This window comes from Nonomuraea sp. B5E05 (genome assembly GCF_039880665.1).
Lineage (GTDB): Bacteria > Actinomycetota > Actinomycetes > Streptosporangiales > Streptosporangiaceae > Nonomuraea.
Window position 1 is genome coordinate 202,176 of sequence record NZ_JBDPMJ010000011.1, and the last position, 22,015, is coordinate 224,190.

Consider the following 22,015-nt stretch of genomic DNA (forward strand, 5'->3'; position numbering starts at 1 on the left):
GGGTGCAGATGTCGGGTGGTCAGAGGTGGGTGGACCGTCTCCTGTTGGCGCGGCGCGGGAGAAAGCGCCGGAGTGCGGCGCGAGAATCTGTCATTCTCGCTGGTCGAAGCTGCATATAGGCGTGTGAGGCGCGGCTTCTCGCGTGTCAGGCGGGTTTTCATCTGGTAACGAGCATCTTGACAGCGGCAGAAGAGGCGAGCACTCTCCCAATCAGGGAGCGCTCCCCGAACGCCCCCGCTTCTCACCCTGACGGAGACGTCGTGAGTCCACACCCCGACCCGTGGATCTTCGACCCGCCATCCCCCGCCCTCGCGGTCGCGGCGACCGGCCGGGACCGCCTGACGCGTCCACGCCGTTTCCCGTCGCGGATGCTCATCGACATCGTGCGCGTCCACCCATGACGACCAAGGGAGCCGCCATGCTCGCCTCACGACTCATCGCGCTGCTGACCCTGCTGATCGGCCTGGTCGCCGTCGTGCCCCGCCCGGCGGTGGCGGAGCCCGTACGGGTGGCGGAGTTCCTCGCCGACTGCCCGTTCAGCCACCGGCTGCCCGACGACCCGATCGTCTTCCCCGGCCTGCCGGGCGCCTCGCACATGCACAGCTTCTTCGGCAGCCGCGTCACCAACGCCCACACCCAGCTCAACGACCTGCTCAACGGCGCCACGAACTGCAACCCGGCCGTGGACAAATCGTCGTACTGGGTGCCGACCCTCTACAGGGACGGCGCACCCGTGGAGCCGGCCATCGTCACGTTCTACTACCTCGGCGAGGGCGTGCGGGACGACATCGTCGCCAGGATCCAGCCGCTGCCCCTCGGGTTGCGGATCGTCGCGGGCAACGCCATGGCGACCGGCCCCGACCACACGACGATCTCCCGGTGGTCCTGCCTGCACGCCGGGCACGTCGGCGCGTCGAAGGACTTCGTCACCTGCCCGCCGGGGACCATGCTGGAGTCGTACCTGGACTTCCCGCAGTGCTGGAACGGGCGCGACCTCGACTCCGCCGACCACAAGAGCCACATGGCCTACCCGGTGGCCGGCGCCTGCCCGAGCACGCACCCCGTGCCGGTGCCCAAGCTGCGGCAGGTGATCCGTTACCCGGTGAGCGGCGACCCGTCGCACTTCCGGCTGGCGTCGGGTGGCGGGTTCACGATGCACGGTGACTTCTTCAACGCCTGGCCGGCGGCGGAGATGGAGCGCCGGGTGCGCGACTGCATCCGGCCGATCATCAAGTGCGGGGCCGACGGGCGGCCGTCGTAACTTCTGTTCCTCGCCCGGGCAGGCCCTCACCGCCCGGGCCTTCCGGAGGTCGTACGCGTGTCACGGGTGCTCGGATTCCTGCTGCCGGCCCTCCTGCTGCTCGGCTGCTCGGCCGCTCCTGACCCTGTTCCTGTTCCTGCTCCTGTTCAGGCACCCGCCTCCAGCGGGGCCTTCACCACCACGGACGTGGCCTGGCTGCAACTGGCCGCGGCCCTGCACACGCGGGCGCTGCCCCTCCTGGAGCTCGCCCGGGACCGCGCGGCCCACCGGCCGCTCGCCGGCCTGGCAGCCCGGCTCGGGGAGGAGCACGAGAGCGGGCGCGGCCGGCTGCGCGCCCTGCTCGCCCAGGCCCGGGTCACCGGCGAGAACCCGCACGCCAGGCACGACATGCCCGGCATGCCCACCGCCGCCGACCTGACGGCGCTGTCCGGGCTGCGGGACCACGCGTTCGACCGGCGGTGCGTCACGTTGCTGCGGGCGTACCTGAAGCAGCTCGCGCTGGTAGCTAAGGGCGAGCAGGGCGCGGGCGGCGCGCGACAGGCCCGCGAGCTCGCGTCCGCCATGCGGCGCGACCACACCGCCGACCTGGCCGAGCTGGACAGGATCGCCGGACGTACGTGAGGCGCGGCTCGGTAGGTTGACCGGATGGAGCTCGGGGAACTGCTGGGGCAGGGCCGCAGCGCGGACGTGTACGCGATAGACGAGGAACGGGTGCTGCGCCGCTACCGGTCGGGCATCGACGCGCGCCGGGAGGCCGCGGTCATGGAATACGTGGCTGGGCACGGTTATCCCGTCCCCCGCGTCCACCCGGGAGAAGGGCCGGCCAGCGACCTGGTGATGGAGCGGCTGGCCGGGCCGACGATGTTACGGGCGATGCTCGACGGCGACCTGAGGCCCGAGGCGGCGGGCGACGCTGTCGCGCGGCTGCTCCTGCGCCTGCACCGGATCCCGGCCCGGCACTCGGCCGACCCCCACGCCCGGGTACTCCACCTGGACCTGCACCCGGACAACGTCATCTTCACGGCCCGCGGACCGATGGTGATCGACTGGTGTAACACCGAGGAGGGCGGCCCGGAGGAGGACTGCGCCATGTCGGCGATGATCCTCGCCCAGGTCGCGGCCGACGCGGGGGACGAGCGCGCGCAGGCGGCACGGGTGGTGCTCGGCGCGCTGCTGGCCGGGCTCGGCGCCGCGATGGGCTATGGCGACGCGCTCGACCGCGCCAAGGCCCGGCGCGGCGCGAACCCCACGATGACCACCAGGGAGCTGGAACTGCTCGACGCGGCGGCGGCCCTGGTGCGCGAGCTGGGCCTCACGGCCGCCAGGCGCCCCGCGCCGCCGTCTCGGTGACGTAGCTCTCGAACGGTTTCGGCGGCCGGTCGGTCACCCGGCTCACGACCTCGGTGACCGGCTGGTCGCCGAGGGCTCGCAGGGCGGTGAACGCCTTGGCCGCACGGATGGCGTCGCCGGAGAAGCCCCGCGCCGCGATGTATTCCTCCTCGCCGCCCAGATAGGTGATCTCGCGGCCGACCGCCCAGCCGATGATCTCCGCGGCCTCCCCGAACGACAGGGCACGCGGCCCCGTGATCTCGTAGGAGTGCCCCGCGTGGCCGTCCTGCGTGAGGGCCGCGGCGGCGACGGCGGCGATGTCGCCGCCGTCGACGAACGCCTGGCGCACGGCGCCCATCGGCACCATCAGCTCGCCCGCCATGACCGCGGGCCGCAGGAAACCCTCGTCGAAATTCTGGTCGAACCAGCTCGGCCGCAGGATCGTCCACCCGGCGCCGCTGTCGCGGACCGTGCGCTCGGCGTTCATCAGCCGCTCATCGCCCATGACCTCGATGCCGCCGCTGGACAGCAACACGATCTGCTCGACCCCCTGATCCACTGCCAGCGACACGAACGCCGGATCGATCGGGACGCCGTCGGGGGCCATGAGAAAGACCCTGGACACCCCTCTCACCGCGGGCTCCCACGTGCCGGGCCGCGCCCAGTCGAACGTGGTCTCGCCGCCTCTGGAGGCGGCACGCACGGTGTGGCCGGCCGCGCGCAGCCGCTCCGCCACGCGCCGCCCGATGGTGCCTGTCGCGCCGAGGACGAGGATCACGAGCCGAGTCATGCCCCGAGTCAAGCAAAGGACACCGACAGAACCTGTCAAAGACGTCCGGCGGCCCGCTCGGTCCAGGCGGCCGTGGCGTCGATGCGCTCGCGCCACATCTTCTCGCCGCCCCCGCCGGGCTCCCAGCGGACGCAGAAGTCGAGCAGGTCACGGCAGCGCGCCAGCATCGCCGCGTGGCGCTCCGCCCAGCCGGGCACGGGCTCGCCGTACGCGGAGAAGAACCGCGGCAGCAGCGGCACGTGCTCGGGGTGGTGCATGCGGAGGATCCACTCGCACCAGGCGAGGTCCTCGACCGGCCGGCCCGGATGGGCCCACTCCCAGTCGAGGATCGCGGTCGTCTCGAACGTGGCCGGGTGGAACAGCATGTTCTGGGGCCCGTAGTCGCCGTGGACGATGCCGAGCCTGTGGATGCGGGCCAGCATGCGGCCGCATTCGGCGAGCACCTCCGCGGCGCGGCCGTCGTCCAGGAGGTCCTGGCCGTGGGAGCCCTCGACCCAGCGGGTGGTCAGGCTGGTCGAGGTGACCTGGTGGACGCGGGGGACGGGAATGCGGCCGCGCAGGCGGCGCAGATATCTGCTCTCCGTGCTGAGCCTGAACGCCGCCTCGGGCCCCTGGTAGCACTTCACGACCAGGGCGCCGTCGCCGACCGTGCTGTTGGTGTACCCGTGCTTCACAAGGGTCGATTCTGGCGCACCGGGACCCGTGCCGGGTGCACCCGCGCACTATCGTCCGTGCGCGCGATACACGATGTAAGAACGGCGCAAACCGCCCAACGGGGTGGAAGGAGCGCGCTCCGGGCGGCTGACCGGGAAAGGCGCGAGCAGCACCATCCCGGCCACGGTGGGCACCATGTAAAGAGTGTCCGCCCGGGTCGTCGCCGCACGCCCTCACCTCCTCACAGGAAAGCGAGAATCTGTTACACAGAGTGCATGTCCGAACTTCGTGCAGGCCAGGCGCGGAACCTGGTGCTGGCCACGGTGGCCTTCGCGGTGACGTTCTGGGCGTGGAACCTCATCGGTCCGCTGTCCGGGAGCTACAGCAGGCAGTTGCGGTTGTCGCAGACGCAGCTCTCGCTGCTGGTGGCGATCCCCGTGGTGGTCGGCTCGCTGGGGCGGATCCCGGTGGGGATGCTGGCCGACCGGTTCGGGGGGCGCCGCATGTTCGCGGCCGTCTGCTTCGTCTCGATCGTGCCCGTCCTGTTCACCGGCTGGTCCACGTCGTACGGCTGGCTGCTGTTCTGGGGCTTCCTGCTGGGCATCCCCGGCACGTCGTTCGCGATCGGCATCCCCTTCGTCAACGCGTGGTACGAACCCGCCCGCCGGGGTTTCGCCACCGGCGTGTTCGGGGCCGGCATGGGCGGCACGGCGCTGTCGGCGTTCTGCACGCCGGTCCTGGTGGAGACGTTCGGGCGGCCTTTCACGCACGGGCTGATGGCGGCGGCGCTCGCGGTGACGGGTCTCGTCATGCTGGGCGCGAGCCGCGACTCGCCGCGCTGGTCGCCCGCGACCGCCCCCGCGTGCCCCCGGATCAGGAAGGCCATGGCGCTCAAGGCGACCTGGCAGTCGGCTTTCCTGTACGCGGTGGCCTTCGGCGGGTTCGTGGCCTTCTCGACGTACCTGCCGACCTTGCTGCAGAACGTGTACCGCTTCGCCCAGACCGGCGCGGGGCTGCGCACGGCCGGGTTCTCGATCGCGGCGGTGCTGGCCCGGCCGCTCGGCGGCACGCTCTCCGACCGGATCGGCCCGGTCAAGGTCCTGCTCATCGCGTTCGGCGGCACCACGGTCATGGCGCTCGTGCTGGCGCTGGAGCCGCCGGCCGAGGTGCCCGCGGGGGCGAGCTTCGTGTTCATGGCGCTTTTTCTCGGACTGGGGACGGGCGGCGTGTTCGCGCTCGTCGCGAAGCTGGTCGAGCCGTCCAGGGTGGGGACGGTGACCGGGCTCGTCGGCGCGGCCGGAGGGCTCGGCGGCTATTTCCCGCCGCTCGTCATGGGGGCGGTCTATGCCACCACCGGTGCGTACACGATCGGCTACGCGTTGCTCGCGCTCACGGCGCTGGTGACGCTGGCGTACACGATGCGGGCCTTCAAAGGCGTCCAGGGGCGCTAGCACACCCGCCACACCGGCCCCGATCACTCATCGCCCGCGACCGGAGCATCTGGGGGTTTCGTCGGGAATTGTCCGGCGCCGTCGTCGGGACCCACTCGTTCAGGGGAACGTTCCAGCAGGTCGAAAACCGTTTGCCGGGCCGCCTCACGCCTTGTCAAGGTTGTCAGGCTATGCGCTCCCTTCCTGAGGCCGATCCTGGCGTGCCCGACATCCGCAGCCCGCTGCGCTATTTGTGGTGGACTGCGCGCAGGCAGTGGCCGTCTCTCCTCGCGGGCATCGGCTTCGCGACCCTGTGGTGGCTGGTGCAGGCCCTGATGCCGGCCGTGCTCGGCAGAGGCATCGACGCCGTCACCGCCAAGGACACCCGGGCGCTGCTGCTCTGGGCGGGTGTCCTGCTGGCGCTCGGGCTGCTGCAGGCCTACACCGGGCTGATGCGCCACCGGATGGCCGTGCACACCTGGTTGTCGGCCGCCTACCGCACTGTTCAGGTGACCGCCAGGCAGGCCGCCAGGCTCGGCGCCACGCTGCCCAAGCGGCTGTCCACCGGCGAGGTCGTCAGCGTCGGAAACTCCGACATCGCCCACATCGGCAGCTCCATGGACATCCTGCTGCGCGGCACCGGCTCCATCGTGGCGATCGTCACCGTCACCGTCATCCTCATCTCGACCTCGCTGCCGCTCGGCCTGCTCGTGTTGTTCGGGGTGCCGATCATGGCCCTCGCCGTCTCGCCGCTGCTGCGCCCCCTGCACCGCCGGCAGCTCAGGCACCGCGAGCTGGTGGGCGACCTGTCCACCAGGGCGAGCGACATCGTGGCCGGGCTGCGGGTGCTGCGCGGCATCGGCGGCGAGCACGTGTTCGCCGGCCGTTACCGCGAGGAGTCGCAGCTCGTCCGCCAGGCCGGCGTCGGCGTGGCCAGAGTCGAGTCGGTGCTCGAAGGCGCCCAGATCGTGCTGCCCGGCCTGCTCATCGCCATCGTGACCGGCGTCGGCGCCTCGTTCGCAGTCGCCGGCGAGATCCCCACCGGCCAGCTCGTCTCGTTCTACCTCTACGCGGTCTTCCTCATCGGCCCCCTGCGCACCCTCACCGAGGCGGCCGACAAGCTCACCAAGGGCCACGTCGCCGCCGGTCGCGTGATCCGCATCCTGTCGATCGAGCCCGAGGTCGCCGGCGGCACCGGGAGCAGCCCGGGTGGCGTGCTGCGTGACTCCTACAGCGGCGTCACCGTCCAGCCGTGCTCGCTGACCGCCATCGCCGCGAGCTCGCCCGACGACGCCGCCGCCATCGCCGACCGGCTCGGCCGCTACGCCGACGGCGACGTCACCTTCGGCGCGGCAGACCTGGCCGATCTGCCCATCGCCGAGGTCCGCGAGCGCATCCTCGTCGCCGACAACGGCGCCCGCCTGTTCACCGGCCGCCTGCGCGACGAGCTCGACGTGCGCGGCGGCGCCACCGACGCGCAACTGCGCGAGGCACTCCACGCGGCCTGCGCCGACGACATCGTCGAGGCCCTGCCCGAGGGGCTCGACACGGTCGTGGCCGAGGCCGGTCGTGAGTTCTCCGGCGGGCAGCAGCAGCGGCTGCGCCTGGTCAGGGCGCTGCTGGCCGACCCCGAGGTGCTCATCCTGGTCGAGCCCACCAGCGCCGTCGACGCCCACAGCGAGGCCCGCATCGCCGGGCGGCTGGCCAAGGCGCGCGCCGGCCGCACCACGCTGATCTGCACGACCAGCCCGCTGGTGCTCGACCGCACCGACCACGTCATCTACGTCGAGGACGGCAGGGTGCTGGCCGAGGGCGCGCACCGGCAACTGCTCGACAGCACGCCCGCCTACGCCGCGACCGTGACCCGCGGGGAGGACTGACACATGGCCCGCGAGATCCTTCCTGTCGCCGACCGCAAACAGGTGCGCGCCTACGCCAGGCGGCTGACCCTGCGCTATCCGCGCGAGCTCACGCTCGCCCTCCTCCTGCACGGCCTGGCCGCCGTGGCCGGGCTTGCCGTGCCGTGGCAGCTCGGCAGGCTGGTGCAGGACGTGCAGTATGGAGCCGAGGTCGACGTCGTCGTCGTGGCCGCCGCCATCGGGGGGTTCCTGCTGCTGCAGGGCGTTCTCGTGCGCTATGCCGTGCTGGCCTCCGCCAGGCTCGGCGAGAAGGTGCTGGCCGAGCTGCGCGAGGAGTTCGTCGACCGGGTGCTCGGGCTGCCGCTGTCCACCGTCGAGCGGGCCGGCGCCGGAGACCTGATCACCAGGACCTCCCGTGACGTCGACGCCCTGTCGCGCACCGTGCGGCACGCCGTGCCCGAGACGCTCATCGCGTCCGTCACCTTCGTGATCACCGTGGGCGCCCTGCTCCTGGTCAGCCCGCTGCTCATGCTGCCCATGCTGATCGCCGGCCCGGTGTTGTGGATCTCCACCCGGTGGTATCTGAAGCGGGCGCGCGACGGCTATCTCCGGGAGAACGCCGCCTACGCCGACCTCACCGAAGGGCTGGCCGAGACCGTCGAAGGCGCCAGGGCGGTGGAGGCACTCGGGCTGCAGGAGCGGCGCCGGGCCCGCACCGACGACGACATCGCGCGATCGTACGCCGCCGAGCGCTACACGCTGCACCTGCGCACCGTGTGGTTCCCCGCCGTCGAGCTGGGCTATGTGCTGCCGGTCGTGGCCACACTGCTGGTCGGCGGACTTTTCTACACCAACGGCTGGGTGGCGCTCGCCCAGGTGACGACCGCGACGCTCTATGCCCAGCAGCTCATCGACCCGCTCGACAGGTTTCTCATGTGGATCGACGAGCTGCAGGTGGGCGGGGCGTCCATGGCGCGGCTGCTCGGCGTGGCCAACGTGCCCGACGACCGGGTGGCCTCCGCGTCGTCGTCGCCCTCCGGCGAGCTGCTGGAGGCGTCGGACGTGCGTTATGCCTATCGTGAGGGCCGCGACGTGCTGCACGGCGTGTCGCTGACCGTCCAGCCGGGGGAGCGGCTGGCCATGGTCGGGCCGTCGGGCGCCGGGAAGTCCACGCTCGGGCGGCTGCTGGCCGGCATCCACGGGCCGCGCGCCGGCGCGGTGGCCGTCGGCGGGGTGCCGCTGGTCGAGCTGCCGCTCGACGACCTGCGCGGCCACGTCGCGCTCGTCACTCAGGAACATCACGTGTTCAAGGGCACGGTGCGCGACAACCTGGTGATCGCCCGCTCCGACGCCGACGACCAGGCTGTGAGGAAGGCGCTCGAAGCGGTGGACGCGCTCGAGTGGGTGCTGGAGCTGCCCGCCGGCCTGGAGACGCACGTGGGATCCGGTGGGTTGGCCGTCTCGCCCGCGCAGGCGCAGCAGCTCGCCCTGGCCCGGCTCGTGCTCGCCGACCCGCACACCCTGGTGCTGGACGAGGCCACCTCCCTCATCGACCCACGCGCCGCCAGGCACCTGGAACGCTCGCTGGCCGCCGTGCTCGACGGGCGGACGGTCATCGCGATCGCCCACCGGCTCTACACGGCGCACGACGCCGACAGGGTGGCCGTCGTGGAGGACGGGCGGATCAGCGAGCTGGGCTCCCACGACGAACTGGTGGCGGCGGGCGGCTCCTACGCGGCCCTCTGGGCGAGTTGGCACGGCACTTCCTCCTCCGCCCATCAGTGACGCCGCCTGCGCACGTGCGCGCATCTCCGGAGGGGTTGCGTCAGCATCGTGTCGTCTTGGCGGGGACGGTGCGGTCGGCGAAGTAGCGGTTGATGTGGTCGCGGGCGCACTCGTTGAACCCGTAGAGCGTGTGGCCGGGCCCGTCGTGGTGGATGACGGCGCTGCCCGGGACCGGGAACAGTGCCCGCGCCACCGCGTCGGACTCGCCCCACGCTCCGGCCCCGAGCAGGGGCGGCAGGCCCTTGGGGAGAGGGGCGGGCTTGTTGGTCACGGGGACCGGCCAGCCGATGCAGCCCAGCATCGCCGTGGACAGGGTGTTGGCGGTGCCCGCGTTGGGGGCGATCTTGCGAAGGCGGGCCCGGGTGGCGGCCATCTCCTTGCGGTCGGCGAAGCGGGGCCAGTCGGTGCACTCCGTGACGCCCGTGGCCTGGTCGGGGTAGCGGGCGCCGCGGGCGGGCACGAAGCCGGACGCGTCGCCCTTGGCGGCCTTGCGGATCGCCTGGGCCAGCTCAGGCCAGGCCGGCTTGCCCTGCCGGGCCCTGCTGATGGCGAAGGACTGCAGGTCGCGGCCGTTGTAGGCGACGTTGGCCGTCGTGGTGGGAACGGGGGTGCGCTCGGCCCTGGCGATCAGCGCCCGCCAGCGGCCGGGCACGTCGGAGCAGTCGTTGGACGTGCACCAGGTGAAGAAGCGCTGCAGGAAGCGCTCGTTGGCCTTGGCGGCCTCCTCAAGCTCGCGTTTCCAGCTCGCGGTGCTGTGGTTGATCGTGCCGTCGAGGACCATCGTGCGGATGCGGCCGGGGAAGAGGCGGGCATATGCCTGGCCGTAGATGCCCGCGTAGGAGGCGCCGTAGAAGTTGAGCCGGCCGTCGCCGAGGAACTTCCTGATGGCCTCCATGTCTCTGGCGTGGTCGGCCGAGCTCATGTGGGCGAACAGCTCGGGGTCCTTGAGCCGGCAGGCCTCGGCGTAGCCGCGGTTGGTGTCGGACAGGCGGCCGAAGGCGGCGTCGTCTTCTGGGGCGTCGGGGAGGGGGACGCGGGTCCAGGCGCACTGCAGGCCCGTGCTGAGGCCTTGGAACTGCTCGCCGTAGCCCCGGGTGTCCCACGTGACGATGTCCATACGCTCGCGGAGCTTGGCCCACCAGCCGGGATTGGCCTGGGTCAGGGCGATGCCGGGGCCGCCAGGGCCGCCGTAGGCCACCAGCACCGAGCCCTCCGAGGCGCCGGTGGCCTTGAGCCGCCCCAGCTTCAGAGTGATCGTGCGGCCGTCGGGTTTGCTCCAGTCGGCCGGGACCTGAAGGTCCGTGCAGACCATGCCGATCTTGTCTTGGGGGCACGAGCGCCACTCCTGGGCGGTGGCCGCCGCCGCTGGGGCGGACAGGCCCGCGCTCAGCAGCGCCAGGGTCAGGGCGAGGGGTTTCAGCATGGCGTTCACGATCCCGCAGAGGGCGGCGGGATCGCGTCGGACCAGGGTTTGATCTTCGCGGCGTGGGTGTCGGACCTGGGTTTGTCAGACCGTCAGCCCCGCGCCGGCGGCCGGCGCGGGGCTGAGGAGTCCTGTTGCGGCGGCCGTCAGGAGAGTGCCTGCTTGAGGAAGTCCAGCTGCAGCAGCAGCAGGTTCTCCGCCACCACTTCCTGGGGCGTCATGTGCGTCACGCCGGACAGCGGGAGCACGCTGTGCCTGCGCCCGGCCGCGAGCAGCGCCGAGGACAGGCGGAGCGTGTGCGCGGCCACCACGTTGTCGTCGGCCAGGCCGTGGACCAGCAGCAGCGGGCGTTCGAGTTTGCTCGCGTCGGCGAACAACGACGACTTCTCGTACACCTCGGGCTGCTCGTCAGGGTGGCCCAGGTAGCGCTCGGTGTAGCACGTGTCGTACAGCCGCCAGTCGGTCACCGGCGCCCCCGCGACCGCCGCGTGGAACACGTCGGGACGGCGCAGCACCGCGAGCGCGGCCAGGTATCCGCCGAACGACCAGCCGCGGATGGCCACCTTCGTCAGGTCGAGGTCGTCGGGGTACTGCTCGGCCACCCCCTGCAGGGCGTCGACCTGGTCCTCCAGCGCCGGGGTCGCCAGGTCGTTGAGCACGGCCCGCTCGAAGGCCGTGCCGCGGCCAGGGGTGCCGCGCCCGTCGGCAACGACCACGGCGAAGCCCTGCTCGGCGAACCACTGGCTCTCCAGGAAGAGGCTCCGCTGGTTGAGCACCCGCTGGGCGTGCGGGCCGCCGTACGGATTCATCAGGACCGGCAGCCGGCCCGAGCCCTGCTCGTGCCACGACGGCAGCACCACGGCGGTGGCCAGGTCGCGGCGGCCGGAACGGCCGAGCGAGACCCGCATGTCGAGGCCGGGGCGCTCGGCGAACGACGGGATCGGCACCGCCGTGCCGTCGCGCTTCACGACCGTGGCCGACACGCCCTCGGTGTCGAGGCTCTGCTCGGTGAGCACGCCGACCCCGCCCGACATGCGCCCGGAGAACACCCCGGAACGGGTCGAGACGGGCAGCAGCGAGTGGCCGTCCCACGTCCACAGCTGGATCTCTGTCGGGTCGCCGCTCGCGCTGAACAGCACGCTGTCGTGGTCGACGTCGAGTACGGCCCGCACCTGCAACGTCGGCGGGGTGACCGGATGGTCGCCGACGTACAGGCGGTGGCCGCCGTCGGCGGAGGCCACCCAGACCAGAGACCCGTCGTCGAGGTGCGCGGGCACTCCCGTCACGACGTCGACCCAGGCGGGATCGGTGTCCTCGCGGACGAGCGTGGTCGCGCCGGTCGCCGGATCGACCGAGAACAGCCGCATCGTCTTCTGGTCGCGGGTCATCGTCACGATCGACAGCGCGTGGGAGTCCCAGGAGGCCGTGGTGAGGTATTCCTCGGTGTACGGCACCGCGACCCGCGACCCGTCGAGCCCCAGCACGAACAGCTCGGTGACCGCGTTGGGCTTGCCGGCCGCCGGATAACGCTGGACGGTGGCCGGACGGTCGGGGTTGGCCGGGTCGGCGATGTGCCAGACGTTGACCGGCGCCTCGTCGGCCCGCTCGACCAGCAGCGCGTCGCTCGACGGCGCCCACCAGTAGCCGCGCATCCTGTCCATCTCCTCCGCGGCGATGAACTCGGCGAGCCCGTACGTCACCATCTCCGACTCCGGCGTGGCCAGCGCGCGGTCGGCGCCGGAGAGCACGTCCTGGACGCGCAGGGCGCCGCCGGTGACGTAGGCGACGTGCCGCCCGTCGGGGGAGAGCCGGGGGTCGATGACCGCGCCCGGCGTGTCGAGCCGGTACGCCTGGCCACCGGCCAGATCCACCACGTAGAGCCCGCCGGACAGGGCGAAGCAGACCCGGGTCACCGCGGCGTCGGTGGCGTAGGCGACGACGCCACCCGCCGACTCCCTGCTGCGCTCGCGCCTGGCCCGCTCTTCCTGCGGCAGGTCCTCCTCGTCGGCGTGGAGCGCGCGCGGATCGACGATCAGGCGTTCGACGTGCGTCTCGGTGTCGAGCTCCCACAGGCAGGTCACCGGGTCGTCGCCCGACTTCGACCGCAGGAAGACCACCCGGCCGCCGTCCGGGGCGATCGTGAAGCCCCTGGGCACTCCGAGGGTGAACCGGCGGGTCCTGGCCGACAGTCGCGGGAAGCTCTCACTCATGGGGCCAATCCTGCCAGGAACGCACCATTGTTACGCTCGGGGCTATGACTGATCGACGGCTCCTGCTCGTGCACGCCCATCCGGACGACGAGTCGATCGGCACCGGGGCGACCATGGCGAGATATGTCGCCGAGGGCGCCCACGTCACGCTGGTGACCTGCACGCTCGGCGAGGAAGGGGAGATCATCCCCGGCGACCTCGCCCATCTGGCCGCCGACAGGGATGACGCGCTGGGACCATACCGGATCGGCGAGCTCGCCGCCGCCTGCAAGGCGCTGGGCGTCGAGGATCACCGTTTTCTCGGCGAACCCGGGCGCTGGCGCGACTCGGGGATGATGGGCGTGGCCTCCAACGACCACCCGAAGGCGTTCTGGCAGGCGGACCTCGACGAGGCGGCGGGCGAGCTGGTCAAGGTCATCCGCGAGGTGCGTCCCCAGGTGCTCGTCACGTACGACGAGAACGGCTTCTACGGCCATCCCGACCACATCCAGGCGCACCGTGTCTCGCGCAGGGCGTTCGAGCTGGCCGCGGACCCCGGCTTCGGCTCGGGCGAGCCGTGGTGGATCGCGAAGTTCTACCACACCGCCGTCGCCAGGTCCGCACTGCGCCGCACCTCGGAGGCGCTGCGGGAGGCCGCGGTCGGGTTTCTCGTCGAGGACGTCGAGGACATGGCCTACGGCTGCGCGGACCAGGACATCACCACCGAGATCGACGCGCGCCCCTGGATCGGCAACAAGACCGAGGCCATGCGGGCTCACGGTACGCAGATCACCGTGGCGCAGCCGTGGTTCGCGCTGTCCAACAACATCGGCCAGGAGATCGCGGGGGTCGAGCACTACACCTTGGCGATCGGGTCGCCGGGCCTGCCGGTGCCGGGGCCGCCCGTGGAGGCCGGCGGACTCGGCGAGCCGTACAACCGCGAGAACGATCTGTTCGCCGGTATCCACTAATCTCAGTCGCTATGGAACATCGCAGCCAGGCCGAGTCGGCGCTGGGCGGGGCGGCGTACGGCATGTTGTTCGTGCTCGGGATCGTGATGGCGGTCGTCGGCGGCTTCACCCACCCGGTGTGGCAGATGGACGGGGTCCCGGTGGCGGCGGTCGTCTGGGTGCTGGCGTTGTTCGGGGTGGGCCTGGGGGCGGGCCGGCTGATGCGCGCCCGGCTGGGAGCGGTCGCGACGGCGATCGGGTGGCTGCTGGTGACGATGCCGTTCACGCTGGAGCTGGGGGCGGGTGACCTGGTGATCGCGCGGGGGGCTCCTGGCTACATCTACCTCTACGGAGGTTTGCTGGCCCTTGTCGGGGCCTATCTGCTTTCGCCCTCGTCAAGTCGGGGTTCATGGCTGTTGCGGGGGTATTCTCCGACTAATCCGATGTAGGGGCATAAAGTAATCTTTGTGCATTTCATCGAGCGGCACGTGGACCCCGCAACGCATCGCAAGGTCGTCGGCCGCTTCGCCACCGGAGTCGCGATCGTCACGACGCGGCGCGACGGCGTCGATCTGGCGATGACGATCAACTCCTTCACCTCCGTCTCCCTCGAACCGCTGCTCGTGCTCTTCTGCGCCGAGAAGGTGGCCAGGTTCCATGACGCGGTGCTGGAGACCGGGATGTGGGGGGTGTCGGTGTTGCCGGCCTCGATGGAGGACGTCTCGCGTTTCTTCGCCCATCGCGGGCGGCCGCTGAACGGGCAACTCGCGCGGTGGCCGCATCACCGGGGTGAGACGGGGGCGGCGCTGTTCGACGGGGCCATCGCCACCGTGGAGTGCGTCACCACGGCGGTGCACGACGCCGGCGACCACTCGATCGTGGTGGGCGAGGTGCGGGCGCTGAGCACGCCCTCGCAGGAGGCGCCCCTGCTCTACCACGAGGGCCGCTACAGGAAGCTCTGACCTGCCGTACACGAGCGGGGTCGCATGAGTCGGGCCAGGCACGAGGCCTGGCCCGATCACTGGTCGCGTTCCCGCGTTACTGGGCGGGGACGCTCTCCGATGGCGACGGCGCGCCCGTGTCCGTGGGGACTCCGGTGTCCGTCGGTGTCACGGTCTGCGTCGGAGGCGCCTCAGTGGGCGGCGCGTCCGTCGGAGCCTCGGTGGGTGGCCCTGTGGGAGGTACGTCGGTCGGCGGCAGCGAGGCCGGCGGGCAGGTGGGGATCTCCTCCGTGGGGCTCGCCGAAGGCGACACGCCCTCGGTCGGCGGCGCGGTGTCGGTCGGCGTCTCAGCGCTCGGAGGCGGCGCGGTGTCCGTCGGCGACTCGGTGTTCGGAGGGGTCTGGGTGCTCGGAGGGGTCTCGGTGGCGGTTTCCGTGGGCGTCGGGGGCGGCGGGGTCTCGGTCGGCGCCTCAGTGGGCGGCGGCGTGTCCGTGGGGGCGTCGGTCGGCGGAGGCGTCTCCGTCGGCGGGTCACCGGGCCGGCACGTGAACGTGACCGTCGGGCCGGGCTCGGTCACGGTCACCGTGACCCTCTCCGTCACGGTCGGCAAGGGGATGGGCGTCACCTCGACGCGCGCCTTGCCACGCTTCTTGTACGTGCCCCGGCCCAGCCTCTTCGTGGACTCGGCCGCACCGTCGATGACGGGGATGTCGGCGGTCGCGGTCTTGCACGACCCCCTCTTGCACACTCTCTGCTTGACGGTGAAGAGCGCGGGCCCTTCGTGGGTGAGGGAGACGTCCAGATAGGAGACGCCTCTCTTCTTGACCACCTTGGTCTTGGCGGTGTACTCCCCGGTCGTGGGACTTTCCGATGGGGCTGGAGTCTCGGTCGGGCCGTCGGTTAACGCGACCCTCGCGCCTAGTGGGCTGTTAGAGGATAGGGGTTCGGTCGCTGACGTCTGGGAAATCGCGGCTCCGCCGGCTCCTGCCAGTGCGACGGTGCCGAGCAGCGCGCCCAGGATGGAGAGTTTCATAATCCTGCTCTTGTGGGAGATTTCAGGACCCTGGCCATTATTCCGAGTTGTCAAGATCGGTCAAGACTGAGACGCATGGACAAGCGCTTCCGGTTCCGGCGTGTGGCGAACTCTTTGAACCTCGCCACCCCGCTCGGCCTGCTCATCGCCCGCATCGGCGGCGCCACCCGGCAACCCGGCCCCAACGGGCTTATCCTGGCCTTCGGCTACCGCTACCGTTTCCCCGTCGCGAGCGCGTTCACCATCGGAAACGTGGTCCTGACCAGGAGCAACTCGCTGAATCACCGGCTCGTCCTGCACGAGGACCGGCACGCCACGCAGTGGGCGTGGTGTGCGGGGCTGCCCATGCTGCCGCTCTATCTGATCGCCATGCTCGTCTCGGCGATCGTCTGCGGGGACCGCGCGTCCTGCAACGTCTTCGAGCGCCTCGCCGACCTGGAGGACGGCGGCTACCCGCGCGCTCCCCTCCGGTGGCGAACGCGCAGGAGTGGCGATTGACAGCCGTTGTAAAAAACGCCCTCAGGGGTTGAGCCGGAGCGTGTGCACGGCCGCCTTCTTGACCGACTCCGGCGTGGAGAACATCGGCAGCAGCTCCCCTCGCGCCCAGGCCTCCGCCTGGTCCTCGTAGTTGTCGTGGAAGGCGTGCCCGGAGGCGCCCGTCAGATTGATCCACTGGGACTTGTCCAGGTCGGACAGGTCGACGATCATGCGCATCGACGGGACGGCGGTGATCTCGTACCCTCTCTGCACGTTCCACCCCGTGGCGTTGACCGCGTCCTTGCCGCCGGGCACGGACAGCGGGCCGCGGTTGAACAGCGCCTCGACCGGCGCGCTGCCCGAGGTCCCCAGCGAGCCGTTGACCAGCTCCAGCCGGTGCAGGTCGCCCCAGCGCCACGACGTGACGTCGTCGCCGAGCCGGTCGGCCAGCTCCTGGTGAGCCGAGGCCATCGCCTGGCGCAGGATGTCGTCGCGGGTCTCCTTGCGGTTCTTCGTGGTGACGTCGTCCCAGAAGGGGTCGCCTGGGGCGGCGAGCAGCAGCCTGACGACCTCGTACCATCGGTCGCCGCCGGCCGGCCTGGCCTGCTCGGGCAGGTCGTCGTTGAAGGTCAGCACGAGCACCTGGCGCCACACGGCGTTGAAGTACGCGGCCGCCGCGGAGTCGAGGTCCTCCCGCCTGTCCCACGTCTTCAGCAGCTGCCTGGCCTGGCCGCTGGGCCCTGCCAGGTCGACCCGCATCAGCGCCGGGATCAGCGTCTCCGCGAAGCCGTTGTAGGTGTCCTGCTGGATTCGCGCCATGGCCGCCGCGTCGATCGGGCCCTTCCCGAGCGCCTCCTCGATGAGGTCGCGAATGCGTTCGGAGCGGTAGCCGTACGACCAGTCCTTGGTCAGCAGGGGGCGGTAGCGTGCGGGGTCGATGACGGCGTTGTTCGCCGTGACGATGAACCCGTCGGCCGGCTCCTCCACGGACGGCAGCCGGTCGAACGGGATCGGCTCCGGCTTCCAGTCGTACTCACCCGTCCATCCGGGGACCGGCCAGGTGCCGTCGCCGTTCTCGCGTACGGGGATGCGTCCGGGGGCCTGGTAGCCGATCTTGCCTGATGTGTCGGCATAAATCAGGTTCTGGGCGGGCACCTCGAACAACGCCGCCGCCGCCTTGAACTGCTCCCAGTCGCTCGCCCTGTTGAGCTCGAAGATGGCGTCGGCCGTCCGCCCCGGCGTCAGCGCCGTCCACTGCAGGGCCACCGCGTTGGCCTCGCCGCTGGGCCGGGCGGTGTCGATCACCTCGTTGATCAGCGGCCCGTGCCGGGTGCTCCTGACCGTGATCGTGACCGGGTCGCCGCCGGCCACCTTGATCTGCTCCTTCCTGGTCGCAAGCTTCAGCCGCTCGCCCTGGTAGAGGTACGTGTCGCCCTCCACCTGCTCGAGGAAGAGGTCGGCCACGTCGGGCCCGAGGTTGGTGAAGCCCCACGAGATCTTGCCGGTGTGCCCGATGATCACTCCGGGCACGCCGGAGAAAGTGAACCCGGTCACGTCGTACGGGCACTCCTCCGTGAGCTTCCTGCAGTGCAGCCCCGTCTGGTACCAGACGGACGGCATCTGCGGGGCCAGGTGCGGGTCGTTGGCCAGCAGCGGCTTGCCGGAGGCCGTGTTCGCGCCGCTGACCACCCACGAGTTCGACCCGACGCCCTCGCGGTCCTCGGTGCTCATGGTGTCCGGCACGGCGTCAAGGGCCTCGGCCGCCTGGGCGAGCAGCCGGCCGGCCCGCCGCCGTGGCTCCGCCTCCTGGTCGAAGCGGCCCTGGGCGAGGGCGCCCTGGGTGACGATCGGGGAGTGGCGGTCGTACGGATAGCCGGGGTAGAGCTGGTCGACCCGCTCCTTGGGCAGCTTGGTGAGCGCGAGCGCGCGGTCGATCTCGTTCTCCACGTTGGAGCGCAGATCCCACGCCATGGCCTTGAGCCAGGCCACGGAGTCGGCCGCGGTCCACTTCTCCGGCTGGTAGGCGCCGTTCTGGAGCTTCAGCACGGAGTATTCGAGGCTGCGGTCGGAGGCGTTGGGGTTGGCGGCGAGCCAGGTGTTCACGCCCTTGGAGTACGCGTCGAGGTTGTCGCGCGTCTCCGGGGCCAGCCCGCCCAGCTCCTCCTCGGCGACCCGGCGCCAGCCCATGGTCCTGAGCGCCTTGTCGGTCTTGAGCGTGGCGGCTCCGAAGAGCTCCGAGAGGCGGCCGGCGGTCATGTGGCGCCGGAAGTCCATCTCGAAGAAGCGGTCCTGGGCGTGGACGAACCCCTGGGCCATGAACAGGTCCGCGGCAGTTCCAGCGTAGATGTGCGGAATCCCTGATTTATCGCGATAAATCTCCACATTCCCGGATAAACCCGGCAACCGTAGCGATCCATCCACCTGAGGGAACGACGTCCGCACCGTGACGACAAGCACGCCCGCAAGCACCAGCGCTAGCGCGAGCAGAACGGTCAACACCCGAGCGGACCACCGCAACGGCCACGGCATCCACGCATAGGGCCTCACCGACTACCTCCATCATGCCGAAACTGGCATCAAGTCTGACAGCCGAAGATCACTCCTTGGAACGTCGCAACGGGTGCGCGGAGCGCCGGTCACACGATCAGGACCCGAAGATCAAGCCCAGGTCTGCCCCTCCGGGGTGTCGGCCACGCGGACCCCCATCTCGGCGAGTGCGTCCCTGAGCCGGTCGGACGCCGCCCAGTCTCTCGCCTCGCGGGCCCGGGCGCGGGCCTCCAGCAACTCCCCGGCCCCTGGCGGCAGCACCCGCGTCCTGCCGATCTCGCTCGGCAGGTCCAGCGCCAGCACCTGGTCCAGGTGCAGGAACGCCTCGAGCTTCGCCCCAGGCGCCACCGACTCGTCCCGCTCCAGCTCCCGCAGGGCGCGCAGCGCCGACGGCGTGTCGAGGTCGTCCTCGATGGCCGCCTCCACCCGCGCCACGTGGTCGCGAGGCATGGGCGCGCTGACCGACTCCGACCACTCGGCCACCCGCGAGCGCCACCTGCGCAGCGTGCGGTCGGCGGCCCGCAACGTCTCCCAGGTCAGGTTGAGCTGCTGGCGGTAGCGGTGCTCCATGAAGGCCAGGCGCAGCGCCAGCGGGTCGAGGCCGGCGTCGGCCACGTCGGAGAGCAGCACCACGTTGCCGGTGGACTTGGCCATCTTGCGCCCGTCGAACAGCAGGTGCTCACCGTGCACCCAGTGGCGCACGACCTCGTGCCCGGCGGCCGCGTCGGACTGGGCCCGCTCGTCCTCGTGGTGCGGGAACCTCAGGTCGATGCCGCCGGTGTGGATCTCGAAGCGCGACCCGAGATAGCGCAGCGACATGGCCGAGCACTCCACGTGCCAGCCGGGGAAACCGCGCCCCCACGGCGCGTCCCAGCTCAGCTCGCCCGTGGCGGGTTTCCACAGGGCCCAGTCGGCGTGGAAACGTTTGCGGGGGTCGACGGCGTCGATGCGGTGGGCGGGCTTGAGCGCGTCCAGCCGATTACCGGAAATTTCGCCGTACGAGGGAAAGGTTTGCACGTCGAAGAAGACCGACCCGTCCGGCACCGCGTACGCGTGCCCCTTCTCGATCAGCTTGGCGATCAGCTCGATCATCAGGTCGATGTGCTCGCTCGCGCGCGGCATGTGCTCGGGAGGCCGCAGGCCGAGCGCGCTGGTGTCACGCCTGAAGGTGTCCTCGTAGAAGCGGGCGAGCTCGCTCACCGAGCGGCCCTCGGCCCGCGCCTGCGCGAGGACCTTGTCCTCGCCCTCGTCGGCGTCGTCGGCGAGGTGGCCGACGTCGGTGATGTTCTGGCAGGCCAGCACGCGCACCCGCCGCAGCTCCAGAACCCGTCTGATCAGGTCGGACAGCAGGTAGGTGCGCAGGTTGCCCACGTGCGCGTGCCGGTAGACCGTCGGCCCGCACGTGTACATCCGCACCGCCCGCCCGGTGGCGATCTCCTCGACCTGCCGGGTGCGCGTGTCGTAGATCCGCACCATCTGCCGAGCTTAGCCCGAGGTCATCCGCCCAGGAAACCGAGGATGTCCCTGTCGCCGCGCTCGCGCAGCCTGTCCAGGATCTCGTCGCGCGTGGCGAGGTCGGACGCCCCGATCCTGGCCCCGATCAGCCGCAGCCCCTCGATCTCCGAGTTGACCGGCGCGGTGATCCCGATGAGGTAGAGGGCCCGGTTGAGCGGCGGCATGCCGGGAGGAGCGGCGGGCATGTGGCGCGTCAGCAACTCGCCGCCGTCCGACACGGTCAGGAACACGTGGTCACCGTCGCTCGCCTTGAAGTCGGCCAGCACGTTGCGGATCGACCCCATGGTGGGCTGGTTGTGCCAGCTGATCACCACGTCACCGGACGGCGTGGAGGCGGTCAGCGACCCGCCCGGCGCCATCCCCAGGTACGCCGCGAACCCGGTCGGCAGCGGCGAGCCGGAGCCGCGCAGGTGCTCGGCGTTGATGTCCACCCGGTGCCACCAGCGCCCGTCGCGGGAGCGGAAGCTGCGCCGCGTCTCCGACACGTCCTTGCGCGGATGGTACGGCTCCGCCTCCCCGCTCGGCGAGGTGCCCGCCACCCGGACCCAGCCCCGCTGCGTCCGCTCGAACCCGGGGCCGCCGGAGTAGGCCCGCACCGAGCTCTCGCTCACGTCGTAGCGGGAGGTCAGGTTCGTCACGATCGTGCTCACCGACGCCTCGCCGCCGGCCCGCTCGATCTCCCGGGCGATCATCTCCCTGATCCCCAGGTATTCGTCGCCGCCCCAGCGGGTCAGGCCGTACTTGTTGCGGTCGATCCGGCGGAAGCGGTCGTCGGCGGTGAGCTGGTTGCGGATGCCGACCAGGCTGTAGTCCTCGCCGATGCGCTCCTGGATCTCCTCCGGCGAAAGCGGCGTGCCGGCCACCGCCAGCACCGCCTCCGCCTTCTCGTTGACGCTGCGCGGCCACGGCACCACGTGCGTGCCCAGCACGCGCAGTTGCGGCACGCCCAGGATCCACCGCTCAGCGACGTCCTCCCGCACGCCGAGCTGGGCGACCATGGCCACGGCCTCGGCGAGCGGGTGCGGCCCGTCGGCGAACAGCTGGCGCGTCTTCTCCCTCAGGTCGTCGGCCCCGCCCGCCACGAGCCAGCCGTCGGACTGCTCGTAGCCGGTCAGCAGCGTGCGTACGAACCGCCACGCCGGGATGCCCAGGCTGCGCAGCTCGGCGGCGTGCCACGGGACCGCGGCCTGCAGGTCGTCGGCGGGCACGGCCGAGCCCAGCCGGCCGCGCAGCCACGACACGTGCGCGGCCACCGCGGCGGCCTCCGGCTTGGCGAGCCAGGCCTCCACGTGCTCGCGCAGGTCGCGCTCGATCTGCCTGATCCGCTCCCGCGTCACCGAGAACCGCTGCGCCAGCTCGTCGAGCGTGGCCCGCTGTGTCGCGTACAGCCGGTCGCTGGCGATGGCCCGCTGCCGGTCGTCCAGCGCTCCGAACAGGTCGTCGATCAGCTCGGGCAGCGGCTTGTCCGCCCTGGACGGCGCGGGCACGGCCTCGGGAAGGGGCTCGAGCAGCCGCTCGAACACGCCGGTGAACAACTTCTGCACCACGTCTTTGCCCAGCGTCTCCGGCGTCCGCTCGGCCTCGGCGGGGTCGGAGAAGCGCAGCAGCGGCAGGATGTCGCCGAGCATCAGGTGACCCCAGCAGGCCATGGCCAGGCCGGCCAGGTGGCCCGCCACGGTCTGCGTGCCGGCGATGGCGCAGGCACGGTCGAGGGGGATCGCCTGCCACCAGGCCTCGGGCAGCTGCGGCTCCTCCACGATCGGCGCAATCTGACCAGGGGAGGTCCAGCGCAGTGGTGGCGCGAGGTCGCTCAGGCTGAGGTTCATTGAGGT

The 22,015-nt window shown here is 71.2% G+C and carries 19 protein-coding genes; 11 read left to right on the plus strand and 8 right to left on the minus strand.

The features are described from left to right. Window positions 1-260 precede the first annotated feature (260 nt). Genes ABGB01_RS22175 through ABGB01_RS22190 form a run of 4 tightly spaced genes read left to right on the plus strand, consistent with a single transcriptional unit; the run spans window position 261 to window position 2,611 of the window. Window positions 261-401 carry a hypothetical protein gene (locus ABGB01_RS22175; protein WP_347775441.1) on the plus strand — a complete coding sequence of 47 codons (141 nt, stop codon included), beginning with the start codon at window positions 261-263 and terminating at the stop codon, window positions 399-401. Further along, the gene (locus ABGB01_RS22180; RefSeq protein WP_347775442.1) at window positions 398-1,261 is read left to right on the plus strand and encodes a DUF1996 domain-containing protein; all 864 of its coding nucleotides are present in this window, start codon (window positions 398-400) and stop codon (window positions 1,259-1,261) included. The genes ABGB01_RS22175 and ABGB01_RS22180 overlap by 4 nt, the downstream gene beginning before the upstream one ends. Window positions 1,262-1,318: 57 nt before the next feature. After that, window positions 1,319-1,882, plus strand: coding sequence for a DUF305 domain-containing protein (locus tag ABGB01_RS22185; protein WP_347775443.1), 564 nt, complete (start codon window positions 1,319-1,321; stop codon window positions 1,880-1,882). A 24-nt stretch (window positions 1,883-1,906) separates the two neighbouring features. Beyond that, window positions 1,907-2,611: a phosphotransferase gene (locus ABGB01_RS22190; protein ID WP_347775444.1), complete on the plus strand. Its 705-nt coding sequence runs from the start codon at window positions 1,907-1,909 to the stop codon at window positions 2,609-2,611. Here the strand turns inward: ABGB01_RS22190 and ABGB01_RS22195 are convergent. Both ABGB01_RS22195 and ABGB01_RS22200 read right to left on the minus strand, forming a co-directional pair. Next, the gene (locus ABGB01_RS22195; RefSeq protein ID WP_347775445.1) at window positions 2,574-3,380 is read right to left on the minus strand and encodes an NAD(P)H-binding protein; all 807 of its coding nucleotides are present in this window, start codon (window positions 3,378-3,380) and stop codon (window positions 2,574-2,576) included. The two genes, ABGB01_RS22190 and ABGB01_RS22195, sit on opposite strands and share 38 nt — an antisense overlap. A gap of 35 nt (window positions 3,381-3,415) precedes the next feature. Next, the gene (locus ABGB01_RS22200; protein WP_347775446.1) at window positions 3,416-4,054 is read right to left on the minus strand and encodes a phosphotransferase; all 639 of its coding nucleotides are present in this window, start codon (window positions 4,052-4,054) and stop codon (window positions 3,416-3,418) included. A 255-nt stretch (window positions 4,055-4,309) separates the two neighbouring features. Between ABGB01_RS22200 and ABGB01_RS22205 the strand changes: the two genes are divergently transcribed. From ABGB01_RS22205 to ABGB01_RS22215, 3 genes are all read left to right on the plus strand, one after another. Beyond that, window positions 4,310-5,485, plus strand: coding sequence for an MFS transporter (locus ABGB01_RS22205; RefSeq protein WP_347775447.1), 1,176 nt, complete (start codon window positions 4,310-4,312; stop codon window positions 5,483-5,485). Window positions 5,486-5,655: 170 nt separating this feature from the next. Continuing rightward, window positions 5,656-7,344, plus strand: coding sequence for an ABC transporter ATP-binding protein (locus ABGB01_RS22210; RefSeq protein WP_347775448.1), 1,689 nt, complete (start codon window positions 5,656-5,658; stop codon window positions 7,342-7,344). 3 nt (window positions 7,345-7,347) lie between these two features. Next, entirely contained in the window at window positions 7,348-9,108 is a 1,761-nt protein-coding gene (locus ABGB01_RS22215) for an ABC transporter ATP-binding protein (RefSeq protein ID WP_347775449.1), read from the plus strand. A 40-nt stretch (window positions 9,109-9,148) separates the two neighbouring features. Here the strand turns inward: ABGB01_RS22215 and ABGB01_RS22220 are convergent, their stop codons facing one another. Both ABGB01_RS22220 and ABGB01_RS22225 read right to left on the minus strand, forming a co-directional pair. After that, window positions 9,149-10,531 (minus strand): alpha/beta fold hydrolase, encoded by a 1,383-nt coding sequence (locus ABGB01_RS22220; protein WP_347775450.1) that lies wholly within the window; start codon window positions 10,529-10,531, stop codon window positions 9,149-9,151. Window positions 10,532-10,677: 146 nt separating this feature from the next. Continuing rightward, complete coding sequence (locus ABGB01_RS22225; RefSeq protein WP_347775451.1) at window positions 10,678-12,741, minus strand: prolyl oligopeptidase family serine peptidase; 2,064 nt, start codon at window positions 12,739-12,741, stop codon at window positions 10,678-10,680. A gap of 44 nt (window positions 12,742-12,785) precedes the next feature. Between ABGB01_RS22225 and mshB the strand changes: the two genes are divergently transcribed. From mshB to ABGB01_RS22240, 3 genes are read left to right on the plus strand one after another with little or no spacing between them, the layout of a single operon-like run. Then, window positions 12,786-13,691, plus strand: a complete 906-nt coding sequence (gene mshB / locus ABGB01_RS22230; RefSeq protein WP_347775452.1) for an N-acetyl-1-D-myo-inositol-2-amino-2-deoxy-alpha-D-glucopyranoside deacetylase — start codon at window positions 12,786-12,788, stop codon at window positions 13,689-13,691. 11 nt (window positions 13,692-13,702) lie between these two features. Beyond that, window positions 13,703-14,119 carry a DUF6113 family protein gene (locus ABGB01_RS22235; protein WP_347775453.1) on the plus strand — a complete coding sequence of 139 codons (417 nt, stop codon included), beginning with the start codon at window positions 13,703-13,705 and terminating at the stop codon, window positions 14,117-14,119. A gap of 18 nt (window positions 14,120-14,137) precedes the next feature. Further along, complete coding sequence (locus ABGB01_RS22240; protein ID WP_347775454.1) at window positions 14,138-14,632, plus strand: flavin reductase family protein; 495 nt, start codon at window positions 14,138-14,140, stop codon at window positions 14,630-14,632. A gap of 76 nt (window positions 14,633-14,708) precedes the next feature. Here the strand turns inward: ABGB01_RS22240 and ABGB01_RS22245 are convergent, their stop codons facing one another. After that, complete coding sequence (locus ABGB01_RS22245) at window positions 14,709-15,644, minus strand: hypothetical protein (RefSeq protein WP_347775455.1); 936 nt, start codon at window positions 15,642-15,644, stop codon at window positions 14,709-14,711. 75 nt (window positions 15,645-15,719) lie between these two features. Between ABGB01_RS22245 and ABGB01_RS22250 the strand changes: the two genes are divergently transcribed. Next, the gene (locus ABGB01_RS22250) at window positions 15,720-16,142 is read left to right on the plus strand and encodes a hypothetical protein (RefSeq protein WP_347775456.1); all 423 of its coding nucleotides are present in this window, start codon (window positions 15,720-15,722) and stop codon (window positions 16,140-16,142) included. Window positions 16,143-16,163: 21 nt separating this feature from the next. On the opposite strand, the gene ABGB01_RS22255 is transcribed toward ABGB01_RS22250, so the two are convergent. The 3 genes from ABGB01_RS22255 to ABGB01_RS22265 form a co-directional block, all read right to left on the minus strand. Then, entirely contained in the window at window positions 16,164-18,650 is a 2,487-nt protein-coding gene (locus tag ABGB01_RS22255) for a penicillin acylase family protein (RefSeq protein ID WP_347775547.1), read from the minus strand. A 129-nt stretch (window positions 18,651-18,779) separates the two neighbouring features. Continuing rightward, window positions 18,780-20,144 (minus strand): cysteine--tRNA ligase, encoded by a 1,365-nt coding sequence (gene cysS, locus ABGB01_RS22260; protein ID WP_347775457.1) that lies wholly within the window; start codon window positions 20,142-20,144, stop codon window positions 18,780-18,782. A 20-nt stretch (window positions 20,145-20,164) separates the two neighbouring features. Then, the gene (locus tag ABGB01_RS22265; RefSeq protein WP_347775458.1) at window positions 20,165-22,009 is read right to left on the minus strand and encodes a sigma factor-like helix-turn-helix DNA-binding protein; all 1,845 of its coding nucleotides are present in this window, start codon (window positions 22,007-22,009) and stop codon (window positions 20,165-20,167) included. Between the last annotated feature and the right edge of the window lie 6 nt (window positions 22,010-22,015).